General features: G+C 70.1%; 27 protein-coding genes and 2 pseudogenes. 6 read left to right on the plus strand and 23 right to left on the minus strand.

The annotated features are described in order from the left end of the window. Window positions 1-135: 135 nt before the first annotated feature. Window positions 136-891, minus strand: coding sequence for an anti-sigma factor (locus ACY34M_RS34480; RefSeq protein ID WP_462716632.1), 756 nt, complete (start codon window positions 889-891; stop codon window positions 136-138). After that, complete coding sequence (locus ACY34M_RS34485) at window positions 888-1472, minus strand: sigma-70 family RNA polymerase sigma factor (RefSeq protein WP_462716633.1); 585 nt, start codon at window positions 1470-1472, stop codon at window positions 888-890. The genes ACY34M_RS34480 and ACY34M_RS34485 overlap by 4 nt, the downstream gene beginning before the upstream one ends. 151 nt (window positions 1473-1623) lie before the next feature. Here ACY34M_RS34485 and ACY34M_RS34490 point away from each other — a divergent pair, with 151 nt between their 5' ends. Beyond that, on the plus strand, window positions 1624-2298 hold the full coding sequence (locus ACY34M_RS34490) for an alpha/beta hydrolase (RefSeq protein WP_462716634.1): 675 nt from the start codon (window positions 1624-1626) through the stop codon (window positions 2296-2298). Window positions 2299-2320: 22 nt separating this feature from the next. Here the strand turns inward: ACY34M_RS34490 and ACY34M_RS34495 are convergent, their stop codons facing one another. The 9 genes from ACY34M_RS34495 to ACY34M_RS34535 form a co-directional block, all read right to left on the minus strand. Next, window positions 2321-3139, minus strand: a complete 819-nt coding sequence (locus tag ACY34M_RS34495) for a putative hydro-lyase (protein WP_462716635.1) — start codon at window positions 3137-3139, stop codon at window positions 2321-2323. Beyond that, window positions 3136-4461 (minus strand): MFS transporter, encoded by a 1326-nt coding sequence (locus ACY34M_RS34500; protein WP_462716636.1) that lies wholly within the window; start codon window positions 4459-4461, stop codon window positions 3136-3138. Before ACY34M_RS34500 ends, ACY34M_RS34495 begins: the two co-directional genes overlap by 4 nt. A 180-nt stretch (window positions 4462-4641) precedes the next feature. Next, window positions 4642-5079 carry a VOC family protein gene (locus tag ACY34M_RS34505; protein WP_462716637.1) on the minus strand — a complete coding sequence of 146 codons (438 nt, stop codon included), beginning with the start codon at window positions 5077-5079 and terminating at the stop codon, window positions 4642-4644. A gap of 66 nt (window positions 5080-5145) precedes the next feature. Continuing rightward, window positions 5146-6060: a 5-oxoprolinase subunit C family protein gene (locus ACY34M_RS34510; RefSeq protein ID WP_462716638.1), complete on the minus strand. Its 915-nt coding sequence runs from the start codon at window positions 6058-6060 to the stop codon at window positions 5146-5148. Further along, a complete protein-coding gene (locus ACY34M_RS34515; protein WP_462716639.1) occupies window positions 6057-6683 on the minus strand; it encodes a 5-oxoprolinase subunit B family protein in 627 nt (208 codons plus the stop codon). The genes ACY34M_RS34510 and ACY34M_RS34515 overlap by 4 nt, the downstream gene beginning before the upstream one ends. Beyond that, the gene (locus ACY34M_RS34520) at window positions 6680-7480 is read right to left on the minus strand and encodes a LamB/YcsF family protein (RefSeq protein ID WP_462716640.1); all 801 of its coding nucleotides are present in this window, start codon (window positions 7478-7480) and stop codon (window positions 6680-6682) included. The genes ACY34M_RS34515 and ACY34M_RS34520 overlap by 4 nt, the downstream gene beginning before the upstream one ends. Then, window positions 7477-8178, minus strand: a complete 702-nt coding sequence (locus ACY34M_RS34525; RefSeq protein WP_462716641.1) for a GntR family transcriptional regulator — start codon at window positions 8176-8178, stop codon at window positions 7477-7479. Before ACY34M_RS34525 ends, ACY34M_RS34520 begins: the two co-directional genes overlap by 4 nt. Window positions 8179-8289: 111 nt before the next feature. Continuing rightward, complete coding sequence (locus ACY34M_RS34530) at window positions 8290-8589, minus strand: hypothetical protein (protein ID WP_462716642.1); 300 nt, start codon at window positions 8587-8589, stop codon at window positions 8290-8292. Window positions 8590-8693: 104 nt separating this feature from the next. Then, window positions 8694-9878, minus strand: a complete 1185-nt coding sequence (locus ACY34M_RS34535) for an alpha/beta fold hydrolase (protein WP_462716643.1) — start codon at window positions 9876-9878, stop codon at window positions 8694-8696. 195 nt (window positions 9879-10073) lie between these two features. Between ACY34M_RS34535 and ACY34M_RS34540 the strand changes: the two genes are divergently transcribed. Then, the gene (locus ACY34M_RS34540; RefSeq protein ID WP_462716644.1) at window positions 10074-10556 is read left to right on the plus strand and encodes an N-acetyltransferase family protein; all 483 of its coding nucleotides are present in this window, start codon (window positions 10074-10076) and stop codon (window positions 10554-10556) included. Window positions 10557-10626: 70 nt separating this feature from the next. Here ACY34M_RS34540 and ACY34M_RS34545 read toward each other — a convergent pair whose 3' ends face one another. From ACY34M_RS34545 to ACY34M_RS34560, 4 genes are all read right to left on the minus strand, one after another. Continuing rightward, complete coding sequence (locus ACY34M_RS34545; protein WP_462716645.1) at window positions 10627-11352, minus strand: dienelactone hydrolase family protein; 726 nt, start codon at window positions 11350-11352, stop codon at window positions 10627-10629. Between the two features lie 83 nt (window positions 11353-11435). Then, the gene (locus ACY34M_RS34550) at window positions 11436-11996 is read right to left on the minus strand and encodes a TetR/AcrR family transcriptional regulator (RefSeq protein ID WP_462716646.1); all 561 of its coding nucleotides are present in this window, start codon (window positions 11994-11996) and stop codon (window positions 11436-11438) included. A gap of 80 nt (window positions 11997-12076) precedes the next feature. Next, entirely contained in the window at window positions 12077-13453 is a 1377-nt protein-coding gene (locus tag ACY34M_RS34555; protein ID WP_462716647.1) for an amidase, read from the minus strand. Continuing rightward, the gene (locus ACY34M_RS34560) at window positions 13440-13649 is read right to left on the minus strand and encodes a hypothetical protein (RefSeq protein WP_462716648.1); all 210 of its coding nucleotides are present in this window, start codon (window positions 13647-13649) and stop codon (window positions 13440-13442) included. The genes ACY34M_RS34555 and ACY34M_RS34560 overlap by 14 nt, the downstream gene beginning before the upstream one ends. A gap of 215 nt (window positions 13650-13864) precedes the next feature. On the opposite strand from ACY34M_RS34560, the gene ACY34M_RS34565 reads away from it, so the two are divergent. Further along, window positions 13865-14830 (plus strand): MBL fold metallo-hydrolase, encoded by a 966-nt coding sequence (locus ACY34M_RS34565; protein ID WP_462716649.1) that lies wholly within the window; start codon window positions 13865-13867, stop codon window positions 14828-14830. A gap of 37 nt (window positions 14831-14867) precedes the next feature. Here the strand turns inward: ACY34M_RS34565 and ACY34M_RS34570 are convergent, their stop codons facing one another. After that, complete coding sequence (locus tag ACY34M_RS34570; RefSeq protein WP_462716650.1) at window positions 14868-15587, minus strand: SDR family oxidoreductase; 720 nt, start codon at window positions 15585-15587, stop codon at window positions 14868-14870. Window positions 15588-15603: 16 nt separating this feature from the next. Next, the gene (locus ACY34M_RS34575) at window positions 15604-16674 is read right to left on the minus strand and encodes an aldo/keto reductase (RefSeq protein WP_462716651.1); all 1071 of its coding nucleotides are present in this window, start codon (window positions 16672-16674) and stop codon (window positions 15604-15606) included. A gap of 354 nt (window positions 16675-17028) precedes the next feature. On the opposite strand from ACY34M_RS34575, the gene ACY34M_RS34580 reads away from it, so the two are divergent. Then, on the plus strand, window positions 17029-17592 hold the full coding sequence (locus ACY34M_RS34580; RefSeq protein ID WP_462716652.1) for a TetR/AcrR family transcriptional regulator: 564 nt from the start codon (window positions 17029-17031) through the stop codon (window positions 17590-17592). A gap of 145 nt (window positions 17593-17737) precedes the next feature. Here the strand turns inward: ACY34M_RS34580 and ACY34M_RS34585 are convergent. From ACY34M_RS34585 to ACY34M_RS34595, 3 genes and pseudogenes are all read right to left on the minus strand, one after another. Next, window positions 17738-17895, minus strand: a pseudogene (locus tag ACY34M_RS34585) (IS5 family transposase); the annotation flags it as partial. Window positions 17896-18127: 232 nt separating this feature from the next. Then, window positions 18128-18622 (minus strand): DUF3237 domain-containing protein, encoded by a 495-nt coding sequence (locus ACY34M_RS34590; RefSeq protein ID WP_462716653.1) that lies wholly within the window; start codon window positions 18620-18622, stop codon window positions 18128-18130. Continuing rightward, window positions 18619-19083 (minus strand): ester cyclase, encoded by a 465-nt coding sequence (locus ACY34M_RS34595; protein WP_462716654.1) that lies wholly within the window; start codon window positions 19081-19083, stop codon window positions 18619-18621. Before ACY34M_RS34595 ends, ACY34M_RS34590 begins: the two co-directional genes overlap by 4 nt. Before the next feature lie 79 nt (window positions 19084-19162). Here ACY34M_RS34595 and ACY34M_RS34600 point away from each other — a divergent pair, with 79 nt between their 5' ends. After that, the gene (locus ACY34M_RS34600; protein ID WP_462716655.1) at window positions 19163-19789 is read left to right on the plus strand and encodes a TetR/AcrR family transcriptional regulator; all 627 of its coding nucleotides are present in this window, start codon (window positions 19163-19165) and stop codon (window positions 19787-19789) included. Between the two features lie 221 nt (window positions 19790-20010). Here the strand turns inward: ACY34M_RS34600 and ACY34M_RS34605 are convergent. From ACY34M_RS34605 to ACY34M_RS34615, 3 genes and pseudogenes are all read right to left on the minus strand, one after another. Beyond that, window positions 20011-20136: pseudogene (locus ACY34M_RS34605) on the minus strand (transposase); the annotation flags it as partial. Window positions 20137-20145: 9 nt separating this feature from the next. Further along, window positions 20146-20898: an SDR family NAD(P)-dependent oxidoreductase gene (locus ACY34M_RS34610; protein WP_462716656.1), complete on the minus strand. Its 753-nt coding sequence runs from the start codon at window positions 20896-20898 to the stop codon at window positions 20146-20148. A 94-nt stretch (window positions 20899-20992) separates the two neighbouring features. Beyond that, window positions 20993-21424: an Rrf2 family transcriptional regulator gene (locus tag ACY34M_RS34615; RefSeq protein ID WP_462716657.1), complete on the minus strand. Its 432-nt coding sequence runs from the start codon at window positions 21422-21424 to the stop codon at window positions 20993-20995. Between the two features lie 268 nt (window positions 21425-21692). On the opposite strand from ACY34M_RS34615, the gene ACY34M_RS34620 reads away from it, so the two are divergent. Beyond that, complete coding sequence (locus tag ACY34M_RS34620; protein WP_462716658.1) at window positions 21693-22658, plus strand: DUF4331 family protein; 966 nt, start codon at window positions 21693-21695, stop codon at window positions 22656-22658. Window positions 22659-22675: the final 17 nt, after the last annotated feature.

Genomic DNA, 22675 nt, shown 5'->3' on the forward strand with positions numbered 1-22675 from the left:
GCGTCCTGATGCCCAAGAGCTGAACCGGGCGACCGACACACCATGGTGGCAGCTCGGGGGCTGCCACCATAAGGACGGTTCCGTAAGGACGCTTCCGTAAGGACGCTTCCGTAAGGACGGTTGGAACTCAGTCGGTCACGTCGGGAAGGCCATCAGCGCCACCGGGTCGGAGGTCGGCCGGTCCGAGCCGCCGGCGGGCTCGACGGTGATGCCCATGCCCGACGCCCCGTCGATGCCACCGTGCAGCAGCACCGCCTGGTCGCTGCGGTCGCTGTTCATGAGACCCGCCGACCGCATCGCTCCGCCGTCGTCGAACCAGAGTTGGTAGACCTTGCCGCGCGGCGGATGTGCCATCCCGGAGGCGATGAACACGGCGTGGTTCTGGCTCTTGGAGACGACGACGGTGCCGCTGGCGCCGTCGCCCAGCTGCGCCGAGTCGGTCTTGGCGTCCGGTGCGGCGAGCACCGCGGCGATCCGGTCGTTGCCCGCTTCCGCCTGCCGGGCCTGCTCTTGGGCGTCCCGGGCGCGCTCGTGCTGCCACACGGTGGTGCCCCCGAGGACGGCGGCGGCTGCGAAGCAGGCTGCGAGCGCCCACCGCGACAGCAGACGCCGCCGGGCGGCGGCCGTCCGCCCCGACCGGGACAGGCCCGGCTCGCCCGGCGGGTCCTGGCGGACCGTGGTGATGCGGCGCAGCACCTGCTCGCGCATCTCGGGACGCGGAGTGACGGTCGCGGCTAGGCCCAACCGGGCTGCTGTCGCGGTCAGTTCGGCGGTCTCCAGGGCGCAGGCCTCGCACTCCGTGAGGTGCCGCTCGAACTCGGCCCGGTCCTCCTCGGACAGCGCGTCAAGGGCGTAGGCCCCGGTCAGCATGTGCAGATCGGCGGTGGTCACGCGGTCACCCCCAGGCAGTCTCGGAGCCGAATGAGTCCGTCACGCAGCCGCGTCTTCACCGTACCCAAAGGCAGGGTGAGAGCCTCGGCGACCTGACGGTAGGTCAGCCCGCGGTAGTAGGCGAGCGTGACGGCCTGGCGCTGGATCTCGGTCAGCGTGCGCAGACAGCGCCGCACCTGCTCGCGCTCCAGGCGCGCCTCCACCTGCTCGCTCACCTGGTCGAAGTCGGGCATGTGGTCGAGGAGCGCGGCCTTGCGGTCGCGGGCCGCTGCGGCCTCCACGGAACGCACCCGGTCGATCGCCCGACGGTGCGCCAGGGTCAGGATCCAGTTGATGGCCGTGCCGCGGTCGGAGCGGTAACGGGGAGCGGTGCGCCAGACCTCCACCAGAATCTCCTGGGCCACCTCCTCCGACTGGGCCAGATCGCGCAGGACGGCCCGTACGGTTCCCAGGACGGGGCCCATCACCCTGTCGTACACCGAGGCGAAAGCTTCCTCGTCGCCGAGGGCGACGCGTCCCACCAACGTCTCCAGGTCAGGATCGGCCGATGGCGTTCTGCCGATGTGTACGGCATCTTTCACGGAGCCCTCCGTGGTCGGGAACTGTCATATGGGTAATCCGGAACCCGCAGGGCCGTGGATTGGCCTGGTCGACCAAACCGTTTCACGAAGGGCGTCGAATGATCAGTAAGGAGCGTTCCACGGTCATGTCGTGGAGCAGGGAGGATGAGGCATGACCGATTCTGGGCAGCGAGCGACGGTGGCGAGTGCGGGCGGTGCCGCGTTGGTTCCGTGGCGAACACCGCCCGGGGCGCGGGCCGCGGTGCTGTTCCTGCACGGCGGCCGTGCCGACAGCCGGTCCCCGTCACGGCCCTGGCATCTCGCGGCGCTGCGCATGAAACCCTTCGAGCGCGCGACCGCGGCGGCCCTGGCGGACGACCCCGTCCTCCTGGCGCGGGTGCGGTACCGGGTGCGCGGCTGGAACGGGGCCGACGCCGATGCCCTGCTCGACGCGGAGCGGGCGCTGGACGAACTGGCCCGGCTCGCGGGCGACGTACCCGTGGTCCTCGTCGGCCACTCGATGGGCGGCCGCGCGGTCCTGCGCGCCGCGCAAGCGCCCCGGGTTCGGGCCGTCGTGGCGCTGGCCCCCTGGTGCCCGGAGAACGAACCCGTGGCGCACCTGAGAGACAAGGACGTCCTCGTCCTCCACGGCGACCGCGACCGCGTCACCGATCCTCGGGCCTCCGCCGAGTTCGTTCGACGGGCGCGAGCGGCCGGTGCGCGGGCGGACTTCACCCTCGTGCCCGGTGGCGACCACGCGATGCTGCGCGACAGCGCCCGCTGGCACCGCACCACGACCTCGACCGTCGCGGACTTCGTCTCCCGCGCGCGGAAGACCGCTGAGTGAGGCTGTTCGCCGCCTCGCGTGGTCAGTTCGTCATGTCGGTATCGACGTCGTGATCGAAGACGAGCATGTGGCCGGGGTAGTGGGTGATGGCGTACGTGGATCGGGCTGCGGGGAGGGCGAGTTGGGGTGTGACGCCGCACGCCCAGAAGACCGGTGTCTCGCCGGGGCCCACGACCGGCGGTGGGCCGAAGTCCGGGCGGGCCAGGTCGGTGATGCCGAGGCGGGACGGGTCGCCGACGTGGACCGGGGCGCCGTGGCCGGTCGGGTAGCGGGACGTCACTTCGACGGTGCGGGCGACGAGGTGGTCGGGGACGGCTCGCATGCTGACGACCAGGGGGCCCGAGAGCCGTCCCGCCGGGGCCGTCGGCCGGTCGGTGACGTACACGGGCGGCGCGGGGTTGTGTTCCGGGTGGCGTACGGGAACACCCGCACGGCGCAGCGGCCCTTCGAAGGTGTGGCTGCAACCGAGCAGGAAGCCCACCGAGTCCGGGCGCCAGTACGCGGTGATGTCGTGGGGCTCGTCGACCGGTTCGCCGTGCTGCCACACCCGGTAACGGGGCAGGTCCGTGCGCAGGTCGGCCTCGGTGGTGCCGAGCCGGACCACGGGGTCGCCGGGGTCGGTGACGGCGACGACCGGACAGGGCTTGGGGTTGCGGACGCAGAAGAGGAGAAAGTCGTACGCGAGGTCTTCGGGGACGACGACGAGGTTGGCCTGCTGGTGGCCGTCGAGGATGCCGGCGGTGGGTCCTGTCCAGGTGCCTTCGGCGGCTTGGTGGCGCAGGGCGCGCGGGCTTCCGGGTGTCTGCCGTGGCAGCGTGGGGCCGGAGGGTGTCGTGGTCATGTGAGGTCTCCTCGGCTGGACTCGGCGACCGTGCGCAGCGTGAGCAGGGAGATCGCGGCGACGGCCATGAGCAGGAAGCCCGGTGCCAGCAGGTTGTCCGTGGTGGAGATGAGCCAGGTGGCCACGTAGGGGGTGAGTCCGCCGCCGATGATGGTTCCCGCGTTGAACGCGATGGACAGTCCCGTGTACCGCACGCGGGTCGGGAACTGCTCGGCGTACGTCGGATAGGTCACGGACTGCACGATCGGCATGGGCAGGGCGAGCACGATCATCGCGACGGCGGCCAGCGGGAAACTGCCGACGCCCATGGCGAGCATGGCGGGGACGACGAGCACCGCGTACCCGGTGAACCCGATGGTGATGACCTTCTTGCGGCCCCAGCGGTCGGACAGTGCGCCGAAGCCCGGCATCAGACAGGCCACGAAGAAGCTGATCGCGGCCATCAGCCAGAACACGGACCGGGTGGAATAGCCGAGGTCGGAAGTGAGGTAGATGTTCATGAAGATCAGGCCGACCCAGTAGCCGCAGTTGGAGCCGGTGGCGAGCAGTGTCACCTTCAGCAGCGGCTTGCGGTAGCGGGTGAACACCTCCGACAGCGGCACCTTGCGCTCGGCGGCCGGTGTCTCCTTCTCGGCGAGGAATGCCTCGGTGTCCTCGAGCCGGTGCCGGGCCAGGAGCGCGGCGGCGATGAGCGGCAGCGAGAGCAGGAACGGGATGCGCCAGCCGTACGCCTCCAGCTGCGCGTCGCTCAGGACGGTGGTGACGGTGCCGGCGACCAGGGCCGCGGTGCCGCCGCCGACGGCGACACCGACCGGGGTGAACGCACCGAAGAAGCCGCGCCTGCCGGACGGCGCGGACTCGGCGAGGTACGTGGCCGAACCGGTCACCTCACCACCGGCGAAGAAGCCCTGGACGAGACGGACGAGGAGCAGTGCGAGCGGCGCGGCCGTCCCCACGGACGCGGCCGTGGGCAGCAGGCCGACGGCGGCGGTGGCGGTGCCCATGCCGACGACGGTGACGACGAGGACGGGTTTGCGTCCCAGCCGGTCGCCGAGCCTGCCGAGGACGATGCCGCCGATGGGACGCATGAGGAAGGCGCTGCCGAAGACGGCGAGCGTGGCGAGCAGCGAGGCGGTGGGGTTGTCGCTGGGGAAGAAGTGCGGTCCGATGACGACGGCGAGATAGCCGTAGACGCCGAACTCGTAGTACTCGATGGCGGTGCCGGCCGCGGCGGCGAAGGCGGCCCGGCGGGGACGCCGGTCGGCGCTGTCGCCGCGACCTTTGGTGTGAGGGGTTCGCGGGCGCGTTGGTACCGTCGTCATGGGAGTCCTCCGGATCTGACATGTCCTGTGCTGGGATGTGCTGTCAGCCGTGCGGGGCTCGTCCGTGTGAGGCGGACGGGACGTGCACGGCCCGGGGCTTCATGGCGGGCGTCGCGGGGACGGCAATCCCTGCGACGCCCGTCGTTCGGCGTCGTTCCGGGCCGTGTGCCGGGGATCGGATCAGACGGCGAAGAGCTGCTCGAGGTCGGCGAACGCCTTGAACTCCAGGGCGTTTCCGGCCGGGTCGAGGAAGAACATCGTCCACTGCTCGCCCGGCTCGCCCTCGAACCGTACGTACGGGTCGATGACGAAGTCGGTGCCGATGTCGGTCAGTCGCGTAGCGAGCACCTTGAACTCCTCGACGGGCAGGACCAGTCCGAAGTGGGGGACCGGCACCTGGTGGCCGTCGACGGGGTTGGTCCCGGCGATGCCGTCGCGGGTCTCCTTCGGGGTGCCGTCGCCGACCTGGTGGGTGACGACCTGGTGGCCGCCGAAGTTCCAGTCGATCCACTTGGTGTCGGAGCGGCCCTCGCTGAAGCCGAGGACCTCGCCGTAGAACTTACGGGCGGCCTCGATGTCGTCGACCGGGATCGCCAGGTGGAAGGGAACCAGGCTCATGTGCTGTCTCCTTGTCGGTGAATCGTTGTACGGGTACTGCATCGGTGCTCGGCCGACCGGTGGCGGTCAGCCGACGGGCAGGAGGCGCAGCTCGTCGCCGGGGACGGCCTGCGCGATCAGATCGGTGTCGGCGTCGGTGACGACGCCGACGACGGGGTAGCCGCCGGTCACCGGATGGTCGGAGAGGAAGACGATGGGCTCTCCGGAGGGCGGCACCTGGATCGCTCCGCGGACGGTGCCCTCGCTGGGGAGGTGCACGGAGCCGATCTCCAGTTGAGGCCCCGTCAGACGGGCGCCCACGCGGTCTGCTTGGGCCGATATCCGCCAGTCCGTGTCGGCCAGCCGGCGAAGGTCGGCGGCATCGAACAGATCGTGCCGCGGCCCCCAGCGGAACCGGGCCGTGACCCGCCCACCGCTCGGCACCCGGCTGAAGGCCAGCTCCAGCGGAACGTCGGGGACCGCACCGGCGTCGCCGAGGGCCAGTGCCGACCCGGCGGCGACGGGCTCGGGTCCGAGCCCGGTCAGGGAGTCGCGCGAAGCAGAGCCGAGCACGCGCTCCGTCTCGATGCCACCACTGATCGACACATACGTACGACAGCCCGTCCACGGCCGCCCCAGCGCGAGGCGTGAGCCCGCCGGTACGTACACACGTACCGGATCCCCGACGCGTACGCCGTTCAGTGCGACGGGCACGGGGGCGCCGGTGATCGCGACGTGGCGGGCGACCGTCAGCCGCAACTCCAGCCCACCGAGGGTGACTTCGAGGGCGGGGGTGTTCTCGGCGTTGCCGACGAGGCGGTTGGCCAGGGTGAAGCTGCGCCGGTCGGCGGGGCCCGAGCGGGGAACTCCCAGGTGGGCCAGGCCTGTTCGGCCCAGATCCTGGATGCTGGTCGCGATGCCGGACCGTACGACGACGGCCTGAGCAATCGGACGGCCGGGGGAGGCCGGGGTGTCGGCGGGTGGGCTGAGTAGGGTGGTCATGACTCCACCACCTCGAAGACGACGCGGTCGCCCACGGCGAGACGGTTCGGCGGCCGGGCCGTCACGTCCCACAACCGGACGTCCGTGGTGCCTATTTGGTGCCAGCCGCCAGGTGTGCCGCCGGGGTAGACGACGGTCTGGTTCCCCGCGACGGCCACGACTCCGGCCGCCACCCGGCTGCGCGGGCTCGCCAGGCGCGGCAGCCGCAGCGCCTCCGGCACCCCGTCGACGTAGGCGAATCCGGGGGCGAAGCCGAAGAAGGCGACGGAGTGTTCGCCCGACGCGTGCAGGCGGGCGACCTCCTTCGGAGGTATGCCGGTGCGCTCGGCGACGGACGCCAGGTCCGGGCCGTCGTAGCGCACGGGCACGGTCACCGTTCTCGGCCGCGCCCCGGCCGTGCCCTCGGAGCGGCGCTCCTTCAGTACGGTGCGCAGCTCGGAGGCCAGTCGCTGCATCCGGGTGATGTCGTCCGCCACCACCAGCACGGTCGTGGCGGCGGGGACGACGTCCTGAAGGTGCCGTGACCACGGCTGCTCACGGATGGCCGCCGCCACCGTCGCCGGGGCCCGCTCCGCGCACTCGACGAGCCAGCCGCGGTCGCCCGTGCGCCGCAGCACCGTCATGAGGCGACTCCCGCGCCCACAAGGTCTCTTGGCGGCACCAGGGAGATCCCGCGCCGCGCCGACTCGGTGCGGACCGCGGCGGCCAGGCCGACCGCGCCGGGGGTGTCGCTGTGCACGCACAGTGCCGCGACGTTTCCGTCGTCCGGCGCGACCCGGACCACCCGCCCGCTGACGGCACGTACGGTGCCTTCTTCCGCCATCTGCACGGCCCGCCGCGCGGCTTCGACGGGGTCGGTGATCAGTGCGCCCGGATCCGACCGGGGAACGAGCAGCCCCTCGTCGGTGTAGCCACGGTCGACGAAGCCCTCCGCGAGCGGACGCAACCCGGCCGCGACGGCCAACGTCCAGACCTCGGTGCGCGGTTGGCACAGCAGCGGCAACTCCCGGTCGTACAGAGCGACGGCCTCCACGAGCGCCCCCGCGTGCCCGGGGTGTCGCGCCGAGACGTTGTAGAGCGCCCCGTGCGCCTTGACGTAGCTGATGCGGCTGCCGGCGAGACGGGCGAAACCCTCCAATGCACCCATCTGATAGAGGAGTTCGTTGACGAGAGTCGGTGGCGGGACGTCGATGAAGCGCCGCCCGAAGCCCGCCAGGTCCCGGTAGGAGACCTGCGCGCCGATCGCCACGCCGCGCTCCGCGCTCTGCGCGCAGGTGCGGCGCAGGATGTCGGGGTCGCCCGCGTGGAACCCGCAGGCCACGTTCGCCGCCGTGACCTGGTCGAGCAACTCGCCCTCGTCGTCGGGCCCCCAGGCGCCGAAGCCCTCTCCGACGTCGGTGTTCACCGCGACGGCCGTCACCGCTTCGACTCCGCCCAGTACTGCTGCAGAGCGCCGTTGCTGTTCTCCCACGCCGCGTGCAGACCCTGCTGGCCGCCGTCGATGTGCGCCACGATCTGCCGGGCCAGCTCCTCGGCGTCGCCGTCCTTCACCGCCTGCACCATCGCGGCGTGCTCGTGCTGCACCCGTTCGTAGGCCGTGGTGCCGTGCACGTAGAAGCGCGAGTACGGCTCAAGGCGGTGGTACATCTGCGAGATGACCTCGTAGCGCAGTGGCAATCGGGACATGCGATACATGTCCAGATGGAAGGCGAGATTGGTGCGGGACCAGGCGTCGGCGCCGATCTCGTGGACCCGGTCCATGTCGGAGACCATGGCCTCGAACCTGCCGATGTCCCGGCGGGAGGCCCGGTCGGTGACGTGCTCGGCGAAGCTCGGCTCGACCAGTCGGCGCAGGGTGTAGATCTCGTCGATCTCGTCCAGGTCCAGCGCGGTGACGAAGGTGCCGCGCCCTGCGGACCGCAGCAGCCCCTCGCTGATCAGCGTGCGCATGGCCTCCCGCAGCGGGATCCGGCTCACGCCGAACCGGTCGGCGAGCTCCTCCTGCACCAGGCGGTGCCCCGGCGGGTAGACGCCCTCGACGATCAGCCGCCGCAGCTCGTCCGTGACGGCGTCCGTGCCCATCGCGTCGCCGCGACGTGTTCGATCAGCTCCACTCATATCCAATGTATACATTGGATCCGCTGGATGCGGGAAGAGGTTCCGAGAGAGTTAACCGGGCGGAAACCAGGGGGCGTTCGGGACTGAGGACGTGCGGGTGGCCGAGGCCCTTTACTTGGTCGACGGTGGTTCGTCCGCCGGTGTGGCCTCGGAGATTTCCGAGACGTCGACGTCGATCTCGCATCCCTTGGGCATCTTGTCGCTGGACGTCGCGCACGCGGAGGGATCGATGCCGGGCTCGGCCCTGTCCGCTTGTCGTTCGCCCGTCTTGTTCTCGGACGACGCCGAGCTGCCGGATGACGGCGTGCTGTCGGATGACGGCGTGCTGTCGGAGGAGGTCGAGCAGGCCGTCGAGCCCAGTACGGTGCACAGGATCAGAGCGGCAGAGGCCGCGGCAGTGCGAGTGCGCATGAAAGTCCCCCCAATATGGACGCCAGGGCGTCCGGCTCATCGGCCGGTCCACCATGCCACTTGCGTTGCACAGGCGGTGTGGAAACGTGAAGAAACCGCGCCGCTCAGTGGTCCAGCAGCGGCAGGAGGGCGCGAGCGAACTCCGCCGGTTCCGCGCTTGCGCCCATGTGGTTGCCGGGCATGTCGATCAGGGGCCGTCGCAGCAGTGCGGCCAGCGCGTGGGCTGCCCGACGTGCCATTTGGTGATGGCTCGACGAGCCGGCGCACACCGTCAGCCTGGATCCACGCAGACGCTCGATGTCGGGCTCGTAGAAGACGCTGGGACCGGCCATCCGGCCAAGGAAGTAGCGGTTCTTGTCCAGTTCCTCCGCCGGCAGCTCCGGCAGCTCGATGTGCGGGGGAGGCGCCTGGTCCGGGCCGGTGTGGTGGGCGGCGCCGCTCAGGTCGTAGAACTCCTGCACGGCTCGCTGAGGATCGGTCGGCGCGACGGCGAACGCCGACGCCGCGCGGGCTGCCAGGGCGTCGTCGTCCAGGAGTGTGATCAGGGGCGGCTCGTGCAGCACGGCCGAGCCGATGAGGTCGGGATGCTGCTTCGCCAGTTCGAGGAGGGTCACGGCTCCGCCGCTCGTGCCGACGAACAAGGCAGGCGCGCCGGTGAACGTGTCGACCAGCGCGGCGAGGTCTTCAGCCAGAACGTCGGGTGTGGGCGCGGCCATTGCGTGCGTCGCGCGGCTGGCACCGATGCCGCGCGGGTCGTGGGTGACCACCGTGAACCGGCCCGCGAGTTCGTCCGCGAGCGCACCGAATCCGGCTCGGCCCACCGGCGCGCCGACGAGGAAGAGCAGTGGTCCCTGCCCCTGGACGCTGTAGGCGAGCGTCGTGTCGGGCCGCACGAGAAGGTCCGGCGAGGTCGTTGCCCGGTCGGTGTAGTCCGCGATCTTGCGGGTGATGACCTCGAGGGCGCGGTCCAGTGCCTCGCGGCGATCCTCGACGCGGCGGCGATGTGCCGTGAGCAGCTCCAGCCGCAACCGCGCGGGGTCGGCGACCCCGGCACTGGCATCGGCACCGGTGAACTGCGCGATGTCGGCCAGGGGCATCCCGGTCTCGCGCAGGTGAACCAGCATGCGGATCACGTCGACGTCGCCGGTGACGTACTGACGGCGTCCGGCGGTGTCCCGGCGCGGCGCAGGCAGGATCCCCTGTCGCTCGAAGTACCGCAGTGTGTCGGGTTCGAGACCGGTACGCGCGGCGACCTCGCCGATGCCGAACTGCTCTTGCTCATCACTCATGGCGCAAGCCTCGGACCTGGACCACGGTTCAGGTCAAGCGCTGAGCGCTACGATGCGGACCATGGAGTGTTTTGACGCCTGGCGTACGCGTCGCTGAAGGTCCCGCCCCAGCGCCGGTTCTGTGGCAGGGAGCGGGCCGACCCATGCCTTCGTTCCGCCCGGGTATCAAGCCCTCAGCCAGAGAGGCGCACTTCCATGTTCATCCGCGCATTCACCCAGCACGACCTGGCACCCCTCACCGAACTGACCATCGACACCTTCCGGCCGTTCTACGAGGACTCCTTCCGCCCCTTGATGGGCGAGGTCGTCTTCGCCGTCCAGCACGGCAACTGGCGTGACGACTACCGCCAGCAGGTCGCCGAACTCCACGCCCCCGAACGGCACATGTACGTCGCCGTCGCCGAAGCCGAAGACGGCGTCGCGGGCTACGTGGCCTGGCGCGTCGATCCCGCCCGCAGGAAGGGTGACATCACGATCCTCGCCGTCTCGGACCGGCACCGACGACACCACCTGGGCACCGCACTGTGCGAGCACGCCTTCGCACGGATGCGGGCCCTCGGGGCCGAGGTCGTCGAGATCGGTACCGGAGGCGACCAGTTCCACGCACCGGCCCGGGCCCTCTACGAAGCGCTCGGCTGCACTCCCCACCCGCTCGCCGTGTACTTCCGCGAACTCTAGGGAGGTGCCCGCCCGGTCGTCCGGCGTCGAAGTCGTTTTCCCACGTGCCGACCGGATCGCTCCGTTGTGATCACTCCGTTGTGGGCAGACACTCTGCGAGCAGGTCGACGACGTCCCGCCAAGCTCGCCGCGCGTGCTGCGGGTGGTAGCCGACCCCGGGGCGCACGGTGTGGTCGACCGGTGGGTGATGGAAGGCGTGCAAGGCGCCGCCGTAGACCACGAGGCGCCAGTCGACGCCCGCGGCCTGCATCTCGGCGGTGAACGCGTCCCGTTGCGCGGGCGGCATGATCGGGTCTTCCGACCCGACTCCGGCCCACACCGGGCAGCGAATGTGCGCCGCCTCGCCCGGTCGGCCCGTGGTCAGTGCGTTGACCGTCGCGATGGCGCGCAGGTCGACGCCGGTGCGCCCGAGTTCCAGCGCGACCGCGCCCCCGGTGCCGTAGCCGACGGCGGCGATCCGGTGCGGGTCGGTCCGCGGCTCGGCGCGGAGCACGTCGAGCGCCGCGTGGCCGATGCCCCGCAACCGGTCGGGGTCGGCGAGCAGCGGCAGGCAACGGGCCAGCATCTCCTCGGGGTCGCCCAGATAGCGCCCGCCGTGGAGGTCGAAGGCCAGCGCCACGTATCCCAGCTCGGCGAGCGCATCCGCCCGGCGGCGCTCGACGTCGCTGAGCCCCACCCCCTCGGGCCCGACCAGGACCGCGGGCCGGCGGTCGACACCGGCCGGGAGCGCGAGGTGCCCGATCATCGTCAGGCCGTCGGCCGCGTATTCGATCGTGCGCGTGGTCACCGTCGTCATGAGCCTGGACTGTAGTGATGGCCGAGCCCGGTCGGGCCGGTGTTCTGCCGCAGGCAGAAGGCGGAAGGCAGGACCAGGGTGGCTCAGGGGCGGCCGAGGGCGTGCTCGACCAGTTCGCGGGCGTACGCGGCGTCCAGTGGGCCGGGGCGGAACAGGATGCGGTACATCATGGGAGCCACCACGTGGTCCATGACCCGCTCCGTGTCCGGGACGGGCTCGCCGCGCTCCGCCGCCCGCGCCAGCACGATGTCGATCTGGTCGGCGGCGTATGCCGAACACTGGCCGGCGTTGCTGCCGTCCGGGTCCCCGAGGAGCGCGTCGCGGATGTAGGCGCGCCCCGGCGGGGAGGCCATCTCGTCCAGGAACTGCTCCGCCCACGCGTCGAGATCCTTGCGGAGGCTGCCCAGGTCGGCCGGGGGTGCCTCGGGGCGCAGGTGCTCGACGGCGACGTCGGAGAACAGCTCCTGCAGGTCGCCCCACCGTCGGTAGATGGTCGACGGGGTCACCCCGGCCCGCGTCGCGACCATCGGAACCGTCAGGGCTTCGCGCCCCAGTTCGCCCGTCAGCTCGCGGACCGCCGCGTGTACGGACTCCTGCACGCGTGCGCTGCGCCCGCCGGGGCGACGCATGGGCTTGGGGCTCATGTCGTTCACCTTAATGCAATTGCGTTGCTTCTAGGTCGCCTCTGTCATGCGCCCCGCCACGTGCTGCGCGCGGTGCGTGCTCACGCCGCGATCGGGGCGAGCCTGCCCGCGCCGGTGCCCGCCAGTTCGTAGGCGCGGCCCACCCGCAGCACGGTCGCCTCGTGCAGCGGGCGGCCCATCAACTGCATGCCGATCGGCAGGCCCGCCCGGTCGCGGCCGACTGGCAGGGTGAGGGCCGGAACGCCGGTGATGTTGGCCGGTGCGGAGAGCCGGACGTAGCTGTCGGAGACGGCTTCCGCCGTGCCGTCGGCCCACTCGACGGTTTCCTGTCCGGCCTTGGCCGCGGTCGCCGGCACGGCGGGAGCGGCGATGACGTCGACATCGGCGTCGCGGAACATCCGGGTCCAGGCGTCGCGCATCATCGTGCGCGCACGCTGGGCGCGGAGGTAGTCGCCGGCCGGGACGAGTTCACCGGCTTCCAGCAGGATACGAACGTCTGCGGTGTAGAGCCCGGGGCTGGAGCGCAGTGTCTGCTCGTGATACGCCGTCGCCTCGGGAACCATCAGCCCCCACTGGATTGCCTGCACGTAGCGCGCCATCGGGATCTCGACCTCGACGACCTCGGCGCCCAACTGTCCTATCTGCTCGACGGCTTGCCGCACGGCGGCGTCGACCTCGGGGGAGATCCGGTCGAAGTAGTAGTTGCGCGGCACGCCGACGCGCAGTCCCGTCAGGCCGGCGCCGTCGCTCAACGACACGTCTGCCGGTGCGTGGTGCCCTACCAGTGCGTCGAGCACGAGCGCCGCGTCCTCGACGGTGCGCGTGAGGGGCCCGACGTGGTCCAGGGACCAGGACAGCGAGGTCACTCCGTGCAGGGGGACCAGGCCGTAGGTCGGCTTGAGCCCGACCACTCCGTTCAGGGCGGCGGGTACGCGGATGGAGCCACCGGTGTCCGTGCCCAGCGCGAACGTCGCCTCTCCCGCGGCGACGGCCACGGCGGAGCCGCCGCTCGAACCTCCGGCGATACGGCTGTGGTCCCACGCGTTGCTGGTCTGAGGCGTCGTCAGGCCGTAGGCGAATTCGTGGGTGTGGGTCTTGCCGAGCAGGACCGCGCCCGCTTCGGACAGGCGCGCGGCCACGGCGCTGTCTGTGTGCGCCACATGGTCCGCCCGTACGCGGGAGCTCGCCGTGGTCGGCATGCCCGCGGCGTCGATCAGGTCCTTGAGCGCCATCGGGATGCCGTGCAGCGGGCCGCGTGGGCGGCCGGCCGAGATCTCCCGCTCGGCCTGTGCCGCCGACCGGCGGGCGGACTCCCCGGCCACGGTGACGTAGGCCTGGAGTCGGTGCTCGGCCACGCCGATGCGCTCCAGGACGGAGTCGGTCAGCTCGACGGGGGACAGTTCCTTCGCCCGCACGGCGCGGGCCGCTTCGCTGAGCGACAACTCAAACGGCTGCATCGACGTGCTCCTGACCGGCGACGTAAACGGCTGCGGGTGCGGTGTCCCCGAAGTCGAGTTCCCGCAGCGTGGCGATGACGGACTGGATGTGCTCGGCGGTACCGGCCACCGCCTCGTGACGCTCCTCGCTCAGCGGCAGCCCTGCCCGGAGCGCCCAACGGGCTGCTTCGTCGGGGGTGAGTGCGCCTGTCTGCATCAGTGCTCTCCCAGCTCTGTACGTGCATGTTGTGCGTGCTCGTAGGTGGTGTCCGTGACGACCCGTGACGGCTAAACGCTAACTGTTTGCGTTAGTGGACGGTAGGCCCTACGGTGACTAAACGCAAACACATTGCTTTTAGGCGCCTCTGTGGCGCCGTCCTCCGTCCTCCGTCACTCGCCACTCGCCACTCGCCACGAGCAAAGGAGCCCCTGATGGCCGCCGCGTCCCTCCCCGGCACGGTCGACACCCCGACATGGACGGTCGGAGATCTCGCGATCCGCCGCATCGACGAGGTTCACCTGCCCCCGCAGACCGGGCCCTGGTTGCTGCCCGGAGCGACCCCCGATGTCGTGGGTCAAGTGCCGTGGCTCCAGCCAGACTTCGCGGACGAGCGAGGCGTTCTGCGCCTGGCCAGTCACAGCTTCGCGGTCGAGGTGAACGGTCTGCGGGTGCTCGTCGACACCGGAATCGGCAACGGGAAGCCGCGGGCCAACCCCGCCTGGGACGACCTGGACAGCGACTATCTGCGGCGGCTCACGGAGGCCGGTTTCGCGCCGGAGGCGGTGGACCTGGTCGTCCTCACCCACCTCCACGCCGATCACGTCGGCTGGAACACCACGGCAGAGCAAGGCAGTTGGGTGCCGACCTTCCCGAACGCCCGCTACCTCACCACCCGCACGGAATGGGACTACTGGGCCGGGGCCGACATGGACGGGGCCCGGCGCCAGATGTTCCGGGACTCGGTGCATCCCATCAAGGACGCGGGTCTGCTCGACCTCGTCGAGGTCCCCGTCGAGGGCATGGAGATCGCGCCGGGCGTCCGCCTGCTGCCCACCCCCGGGCACACGCCCGGCCAAGTTGCGGTGGAGCTGCGCAGCCACGGCGAGACCGCGCTCATCACCGGGGACTGCGTCCACCACCCCGTCCAGCTGGCCCACCCCGACCTGGGCAGCTGCGTGGACATCGACCCGGCCGCCGCGGCCCGGACCAGGCGGCGCCTCCTCGACACACTCGCCGGCACCCGGACCCTGCTCCTGGGCAGCCACTTCCCCCCGCCCACCGCGGGCCATGTCGTCCGCCGTGGTGACACCTACGAACTCGTCCGGGCTGCACCGGAGAGCCGTGGCCGTGCTCCCGGACGGGCCCCCGGCGTCGGACTCGCGCCTCGGGAGCGGTAGCCGGACCCGACGCCCGTGGCGGCACGATAGGGCGGGCTCAGAGCTGGGTTTCGCCGCCGTCCACGGCCAGTTCGATGCCGGTGGTGTACGTGGCGTCGAAGGCGAGGAACGCGGCCGCCTTGGCGAATTCCTCGACGGTGCCGTAACGCTTCATGGGATTGCTCGCGGTCCGCTCCGCCCTGAACTGGTCGGCGGCCTCCTTGGACAGGTTCATCGTCTCAAGGATCCCCGAGTCGATGGGCCCCGGACTGATCGCGTTGACACGGATCCCTCGCGGAAGCAGCTCACGGGAGAAGGTACGGGCCATCGAGCGCAGCGCCGCCTTGCCGGCAGCGTAGACACTGGTGTCCATCAGGCCCATGACGTTGGCGATCGAGGTGGTGAGGACGACGCCGGCGTTCGCGCTCAGCAGCGGGGCGAGCTTCTGAACGGAGAAGAAGGCGCCCTTGACGTTGATCGCGAACAGCTCGTCGTACATCTCCTCGGTCGTCGAGTCGAGGGGCGTGAGGGGTGAGATGCCGGCGTTGACGAACAGAGCCTCGATCGAGCCGAATTCGCTCTTTACTCGGCCGGCGAGCATGTCCAGGTCGGACAGTGAGGCCACATCCGCCCGGACGGCCACGGCATTTTGGCCGAGCCGTTCGCGCGCGGCGTCGAGCCTGGCCTGAGAACGGCCGGTGATCACCACGCGGGCTCCGCCCCGCACCAGCAGCTCCGCCACCGCGAGTCCCATGCCGCTGCTGCCACCTGTGATCACGACATTATAGGACGCATCAGCGGCGGGTCTCGATCTCCATGTCACCCGAGGTGACCGTGCGGATGTGGTCGCCGGCGAGCAGGCCGTGCGGATTGCCGAGGTCGATGGCGCTGACCTCGTCGAGGCGGGCCAGCTGGGAAGGAGTGAGGTCGACCTGCAGGGCACCAAGGTTGTCCTCCAACTGCGCGACGGTGCGGGCACCCACGATGGGTGCCGTCACGCCTGGAGCGTTCAGGGTCCAGGCCAGTGCGACTTGGGCGGGTGTGCTGCCCAGCTCCGTGGCCACGTCCTTCACCACATCAGCGACGGCGAGAGTGCGGTCGGTGACCATACCCAGGGCCGCGTTGAGGCTCCTGCGACTACCGGCGGTTTCGCCGGCAACGGGACCCGTCGGGTTCAGGTCGTCCCGGCTGTACTTGCCGGTGAGCAGCCCGCCGCCCAGCGGGGAGAAGGGGACCACGCCCAGCCCCATCTCGCGTGCCATGGGAATGAGGTCACGCTCTCCAGTACGTTCGATCAGGCTGTACTCGATCTCCAGCGCGACCAGCGGCGACCAGCCGCGCAGGTCGGCGATCGCCTGCATGCGCGACACCTGCCAGGCAGGTGCGCTGGAGACCGCCACGTACAGAACCTTGCCCTGCCTGACCAGATCGTCGAGGCCGCGCAGGATCTCCTCCACCGGCGTCCTGAAGTCCCATACGTTCACATAGAGCAGATCGATGTAGTCCGTGCCGAGCTGCCGCAGGCTGGCTTCCACCGACGCCAGCATGCTCTTACGGTGCGTACCCCCGGAATTGGGGTCACCGGGCCGGCGCAGCGTCGAGTACTTCGTCGCCAGCACCATCTTGTCGCGGTTGGTGCGGGCGAACTCGCCGAGCAGTCTCTCGGAACTGCCGTTGGTGTAGGTGCTGGCGGTGTCGAAGAAGTTGCCGCCGAGTTCGGTGTAGCGGTCGAAGAGCTTGCGCGCCTCGTCGCGCTCGGCGCCCCAGCCCCACTCGGTGCCGAACGTCGCCGTACCCAGCGCCAGCGGTGAGACCCGCAGTCCGGAACGTCCCAGCAGCCGATAGGTGTCGAGAGTGAGCGGCATGTGTGCTCCTGTAGTTGTGGTTCGTGGTGTTCGAGAGGTGCGGATCGGTGGTCGGCCCGCCCGGGTTTCAGGCGCCGAGTCCGTGGCCGCCGGCCACGGTGACGTCCTGGCCGCTCTGGGGAAGCCCCGGCTTGTCGAACAGCGGGGTGTCGGTGGCCCCGGGGGCTCGCTCTGCCGATCCCGGTCGCCCCCCGGTAATGAGCGCTGTAGGCATGGCAGACCTCTCGTCGCTGCAGCAGATTGGGCGAGACCACCCGTAAACGGGGACCACCCCGTTTGCCTCACCGTACACTGAACCGGGGACATCCCCGAATCGTTCCCGAGCCTCATCCGACACTCACGATCGCGAAGGTCATGACACCTCCACGAAGCACTCTGCGCGCCGACGCGCAGCGCAACCGCGAGCAGTTGATCGCCACGGCCGCCGAAGCCTTCGCGTCCGGACGCGCCATCTCGCTGGACGCGATCGCCAAGCGCGCGGGAGTGGGGAACGCCACGCTGTACCGGCACTTCCCCACCCGGGAGGACCTGGTCGAAGAGGTCTACCGGGACCAGATTCGCCCCTTGCGCGAAGACGCGCGCACCCTGCTGACGACCGAGCCGCCCGCACATGCCCTCCACGCGTGGATGCTCCGATTCGCCGACTGGGCCGGCGAACGACGTGGCATCTGCGAGGCACTGGTGGCCATGAGTGCTTCAGGCCGCTTCGGTGCCGGACCGGTCTGCGACGAGGTCCAGCAGATCCTGGCGATGGTGCTCGAGGCCGGTGCCACGGCGGGAGAGCTGCGCAGCGACATCGACCCGGTCGACGTGGGCGGCATCCTCGCCGGCCTGCTCTCCGTGGCCGGCGCACCCGAGCAGCGCCCCCAACTCGACCGGATGCTCACCGTCGTCGTCGAAGGACTCAGGCCCCACTGAGAATCATGGCCTCGGAGCGGGGGGGCAGGGTTTCGTAGTCGCAGGCCGGGCCGGTCGGCGGCGACCTGGCTGAAGGGTCGGGAGCCGGCCGCAGGGTCCCGGACGTCGGCTGCTGTTACCGGCACCGCAAGCAGGAGGCCGAGCGCAGGATCGCGTTCACGATCTCGCGCAGATCGACCTTGGCGGGCCGACCGAAGCTCAGGGCCCGGCCATGGCGCTGATGACGCCAGGCCGTCAGGACCGGCTCAATCAACTCCCAGCGGGCATTGGACGATCGCTTGGACACGGGCGTCGTCCGCTCATGACCTGGGCATAGCGCCCGGAATCGAGTGCGCCCCGGCGCGTGTCCGCAACCGCGGACGCGCCCTCCCGGACCGGGCGCCCTGGAATGAGACAGGCGCAAGCCGACTCCCGCCGCAGACGGCACACCACCCGCCTCCCGCTGCCTGGCCTCATCGCCGTGACAGGGGGCGGCCGTTCACCCAGGTCGGAACGCAGAGAGGTGCGTCTAGACCCTGTCGTGCGGAGCAACCCGTCACAGGACGTGGGACACCTTGTAGGCGATGCCGCCCTCGACGAGATATCCCGACCCCACACAGACTGCACCGTTGAGCCATGTGTAGGGCTCCGCGCCGGTTTCGAAGAGCGGGTTGGTCCGGAAGTAGTATCCGTCGGGGGCGATCCGATGGCGCCGGGCCGGGTCGGCCATGGCGTCGCGCAACGCGGGCGGGGTGAAGCATCGGCCGCCGTACGTCATGTGCACGAGGGCGCCGTCGTGGGTGCGCAGGGTGAGGCGCACGTCGAGATTCATCGTGCCGTCGGGGCCGAACACTGCCCAGTCACCGCCTCCGGGCAGCACCTCGCCGCGCAGTTTCGGGCCGCTGAACGTGCCTCCCGCGGCACCGAAGAGGACACGTCTGCCGTACGGGCCGCTGCCGAACGGCAGTCGGGGCTCCAGGTCGACAACCATGTCGAACAGAAGCGTGGTTCGGATGTCACCGATCTCCCTGACGCGCGGGTCCACGGTCATACGGTGCCACCTACCGCCGGTACGGGGAACAGTGTGTGTCGGACGGCGTCCGTGGAGACTCCCGACTGGGCGCACAGCGAGGCCAGGTCGAAGAAGAACCGTTCGCCTGCGATGAGTTCATCCTTGAACGTGAACCGGATGAACACCGGGATCTCGGCGCGGGCACCGCTGGGGTGCACGCCGAACCGGTTGCCCGTCATGGTCATTCGTGCCATTCCCCAGCACACGAGGGTGTCGCCGTCACTCACGTGACCGTGCAGGTCGACGTCGTAGTCGGGAAACGAGGCGAAAAACCGGCGCAGTGCCCGCTCGTTCTCGGCCAGGCCCCTGGCTGTCGTACCGAAAGCGGGTGTTTCCAGAACGATCTCGGGGTGGAACAGACGCAGCGACGCGGGAACGTCCTGCCGCCCCTTGGCGGCTGCGAGGGCCTGCGCCATATCGAACTTTTTCTGGTCATCCATGGATCCCCCTCCTCACGCGGTCACATTGAACGTACGATCGACCGTATGTTTTCTGCAAGGGGGTGACAGGATGGAGCCGATGAACGCACACCCGGAGACGACAGCCGAGACGACGACCGACCGACGGCTGCTACGCGGTGCCCAAGCCCGGCGCAGAATCGCCCGGCACGGTGTCGACGTCGCCTCACTGGAGGGACTCAGCGGACTCAGTTTCGGCCGCCTGGCAGCCGACCTGGAGCTGAGCAAGAGCGGCATCCAAACCCTGTTCAAGACAAAGGAGAATCTCCAGCTCGCTGTCGCCGAGGTGGCCCGCACGGAATTCACCGAAGCAGTCGTCCACCCCGCACACACGGCACGAGCGGGCGTCGAGCGGCTGCGCGCCCTGGCCGAACGCTGGATCACCTACGCCGCGACCCCCTTGTTCGCCGGTGGTTGCTTCTGGGCCGCCAGCCTTCCGGACTTCGACAGCAGACCCGGACAGGTCCGCGACGCTCTGGCACACCACCGTCGCGACTGGCTCACCCTGCTCACCGGCGAACTGCGCCACGCCGCAGAAGCCGGAGACATCACCGGACAGGACCCCGGTCTCACGGCGTTCCAGCTCGACGCCGTACTCAATGCCGCCAACACCGCACTGCGCCTGGGCGAACCCGATGCCATCTCGCGGATCCGCCGCACCGTCGACAGCCTCCTCACGCCACCGTAATGAGCGGGCGCCCACCCGCACCGGAAACCGGGCGACTCACCGGCCCGGGCCCACCGCGACGCACTCCGCCAGTAAGATTCCGCGCGCTGGCCAGATCGGCCACAGCGGCATGACATCGCCCGGCGGCGAGGCGACTCCACCGGCCGGGCGACCTCAACCACCTCCAACACCGTGGTGGTTCAGCGCAGTTCTCGGCACGGCCGGGCCGGCAGAAGTGCTCAAGTTCCGTCGGCCGACCACAGCCGGTGGCGTTCATGGACCGTCTTCCACGGGCCGAACCGTTCGGGGAGGCAACGCCACTGCACTCCGGTCCGCACTCGGTGCAGAACCCCGTCGATCACCGGCCGCCTTCTCGGCTAGAGCTGTGTGGCGCCGCCGTCGACGATCAGTTCCGCGCCCGTGGTGAAGCTGCTCTGGTCGCCGGCCAGGTAGAGGGCGGTGGCGGCGACCTCTTCGGGGCGGCCAACACGGCCGAGCGGGCTCGGCGGGGCGGGCTCGGCCGTGGCGGGTCCGTCGCCGAGCAGGATTGCGGCGCGGAGCTCGTCCCCGCCCGGTGTCTCGACGTTGCCGGGGGTAAGGGTGTTGACGCGGATTCCGCGGTCGGTCAGCTCGGCGGCCCAGGTGCGGGAGAGGCTGCGGATCGCGGCCTTGGTGGCGGCGTAGACACCCAGGCCCGGTACGGCTCGCAGCGCCGAGCTGGAGGAGAGCAGGATCACCGAGGCGCCGGCCGACAGCAGCGGGAGCGCCTTCTGGACGGTGAAGACCGTGCCCTTGAAGTTGATCGAGGTGGTGCGGTCGTACTCCTCCTCGGTGATCGCGCCGAGCGGGCTGTACTCCCCGACCCCGGCGTTGGCCACCACGATGTCCAGTCGACCGCTGCGGTTCGTGATCTCCGCGAAGAGCCGGTCGAGGTCGCCGAGGTCCGAGGCGTCGCCCTGGACGGCGATGCCTCGGGCGCCGACCTGCGCGACGGCGGCGTCCAGCTCGGCCTTGCGGCGGCCGGTCAGGTAGACGGTCGCGCCTTCGGCGGCGTAACGGCGGGCGATCGCCAGCCCGATGCCGCTGGAGGCGCCGGTGACGAGGGCGGTCTTGCCGTCCAGCTGTCCCATGAGATTCTCCAAATCCTTTGATGTAACCGGTTTGGTTACGTTGACGGGTGCAAAGAATGACTCACCAAGGGCGGTTGACGTCAACTGCCCCTGTTCAGGCGGCTTTCAGGATGTCCCGCAGTACGTCCTCGAGCGTGGTCTTGGCCAGCTCCCTGCGCAGGGCGGCCTCCACGTCGTCGTACACGGCGGTCATGGCCGGTCCGATGCCGTGGCCCACGACGCACTCGGGGTTCGGTGTCGCACGGTGCAGGGCGAAGACCGGTCCGGGTTCGATCGCCCGGTAGACGTCGAGCAGGGTGATCTCCGCCAGTTCGCGCGCGAGCGTCCAGCCCGCGCCCGCCCCGCGCCGCGAATCGGCCAGGCCCGCCTTGCGCAGCTCGCCGAGCAGGCGGCGGATCACCACCGGGTTGGTGTTGACGCTCGTCGCGATCTGCTCGGAGGTGGCGACCTCGTGGCCGCGCCGTTGGTACAGCCCGATCCAGGTCAGGGCGTGTGCCGCGATGGTCAGTCTGCTGTTGGCGCTCACGCGGGACTCCACCTCCCTCACTGCTCCGGCTTCAGTCGTAACAGTAATCATTACGACGGGCCGGGGCAAGCGGTGCGGGCTCATCCGGAGTCCGGCTGCGCGTTTTCGGGCGCCGTGACTACGTCGGTTGACGGATGTACAGCCGACGGCGACGAGTACACCCTTGCTTTCGACGTTCCTCGCGGGAACAGCCGAGGCTCCACCGCACCGCACCGCACCGCCACGCCACGCACGTCGGTCCGCACGGTCACCTGACAGGAGTCCCGAAATGGCGCACCACGTCTCCGGCCTGGGCATCAGCCCCACGAGCTCGGATCCCCGGAGCCACATCACCGACCTCTACGTATTCCAGAAGCCAGGTGACGCCAGCAGGACGATCCTGGTGGTCGACATCAATCCGACCTCGCCCATCACCGACGACGCCGTCGACCACGAGTCGGTCTACGAGATCGGCGTGGACACCGACGCCGACGCGGTCACCGACATCGCCTTCCGCATACGCTTCTCACCGGTACGGGAGAACGCGCAGACCGCGAGCCTGCAACTGGCGACAGGCCGGGAGGACGCGGCCGACCTCGACGCAGGAGACACGGTCCTGCGCGACGCACCGGTGACCTTCGGCTCCGAACCGCGGATCGCCGAGGCCGGTGGCTTCAAGCTCTTCGCCGGGCTGCGCAGCGACCCGTTTTTCGCCGACCCGGTCGGCGCGGAGCACAAGTTCCAGTGGACCGGCGAGGACTTCTTCGCCGACAAGAACGTGTTCGGCATCGTGCTGGAAGTCCCGAACAGCGCGCTCGGCCCGAACCCGCAGGTCGGTGTCTGGGCCAGAGTGCTGGTTCCGCACGAGGGCCGAATGGTCCAGGGCGACCGCGTCGGGCGACCCGCGATCGACGCCACCTTCAACGAGGCCGACGACGACAAACGGGTCTGGAACCAGCAGGAGCCGTCTCACGACCGCGCGGGCTTCCTCGACAAGTTCACCCGGGTCTTCGAGAACGCGGGCCATCCCAGGGAACGGGCCACCGCTCTCGCGGAGAGCCTGCTCCCCGATCTTCTGACATACGACTACAGCAGCGCCGAAGGATTCCCCAACGGCCGGAACCTCGGCGACGATGTCATCAACATGGGGATCGCCCAGTTGAGCAACGGCGCCGTGCCCCACGACGGACTGCGCCCCCACACCGACCTCCGCACCGACTTCCCCTACCTGGGGGATCCGCACGAGCACGGCTGATGTGAGCACCGGCCCGG

It is taken from the genome of Streptomyces sp. EDA2-14, assembly GCF_054963755.1.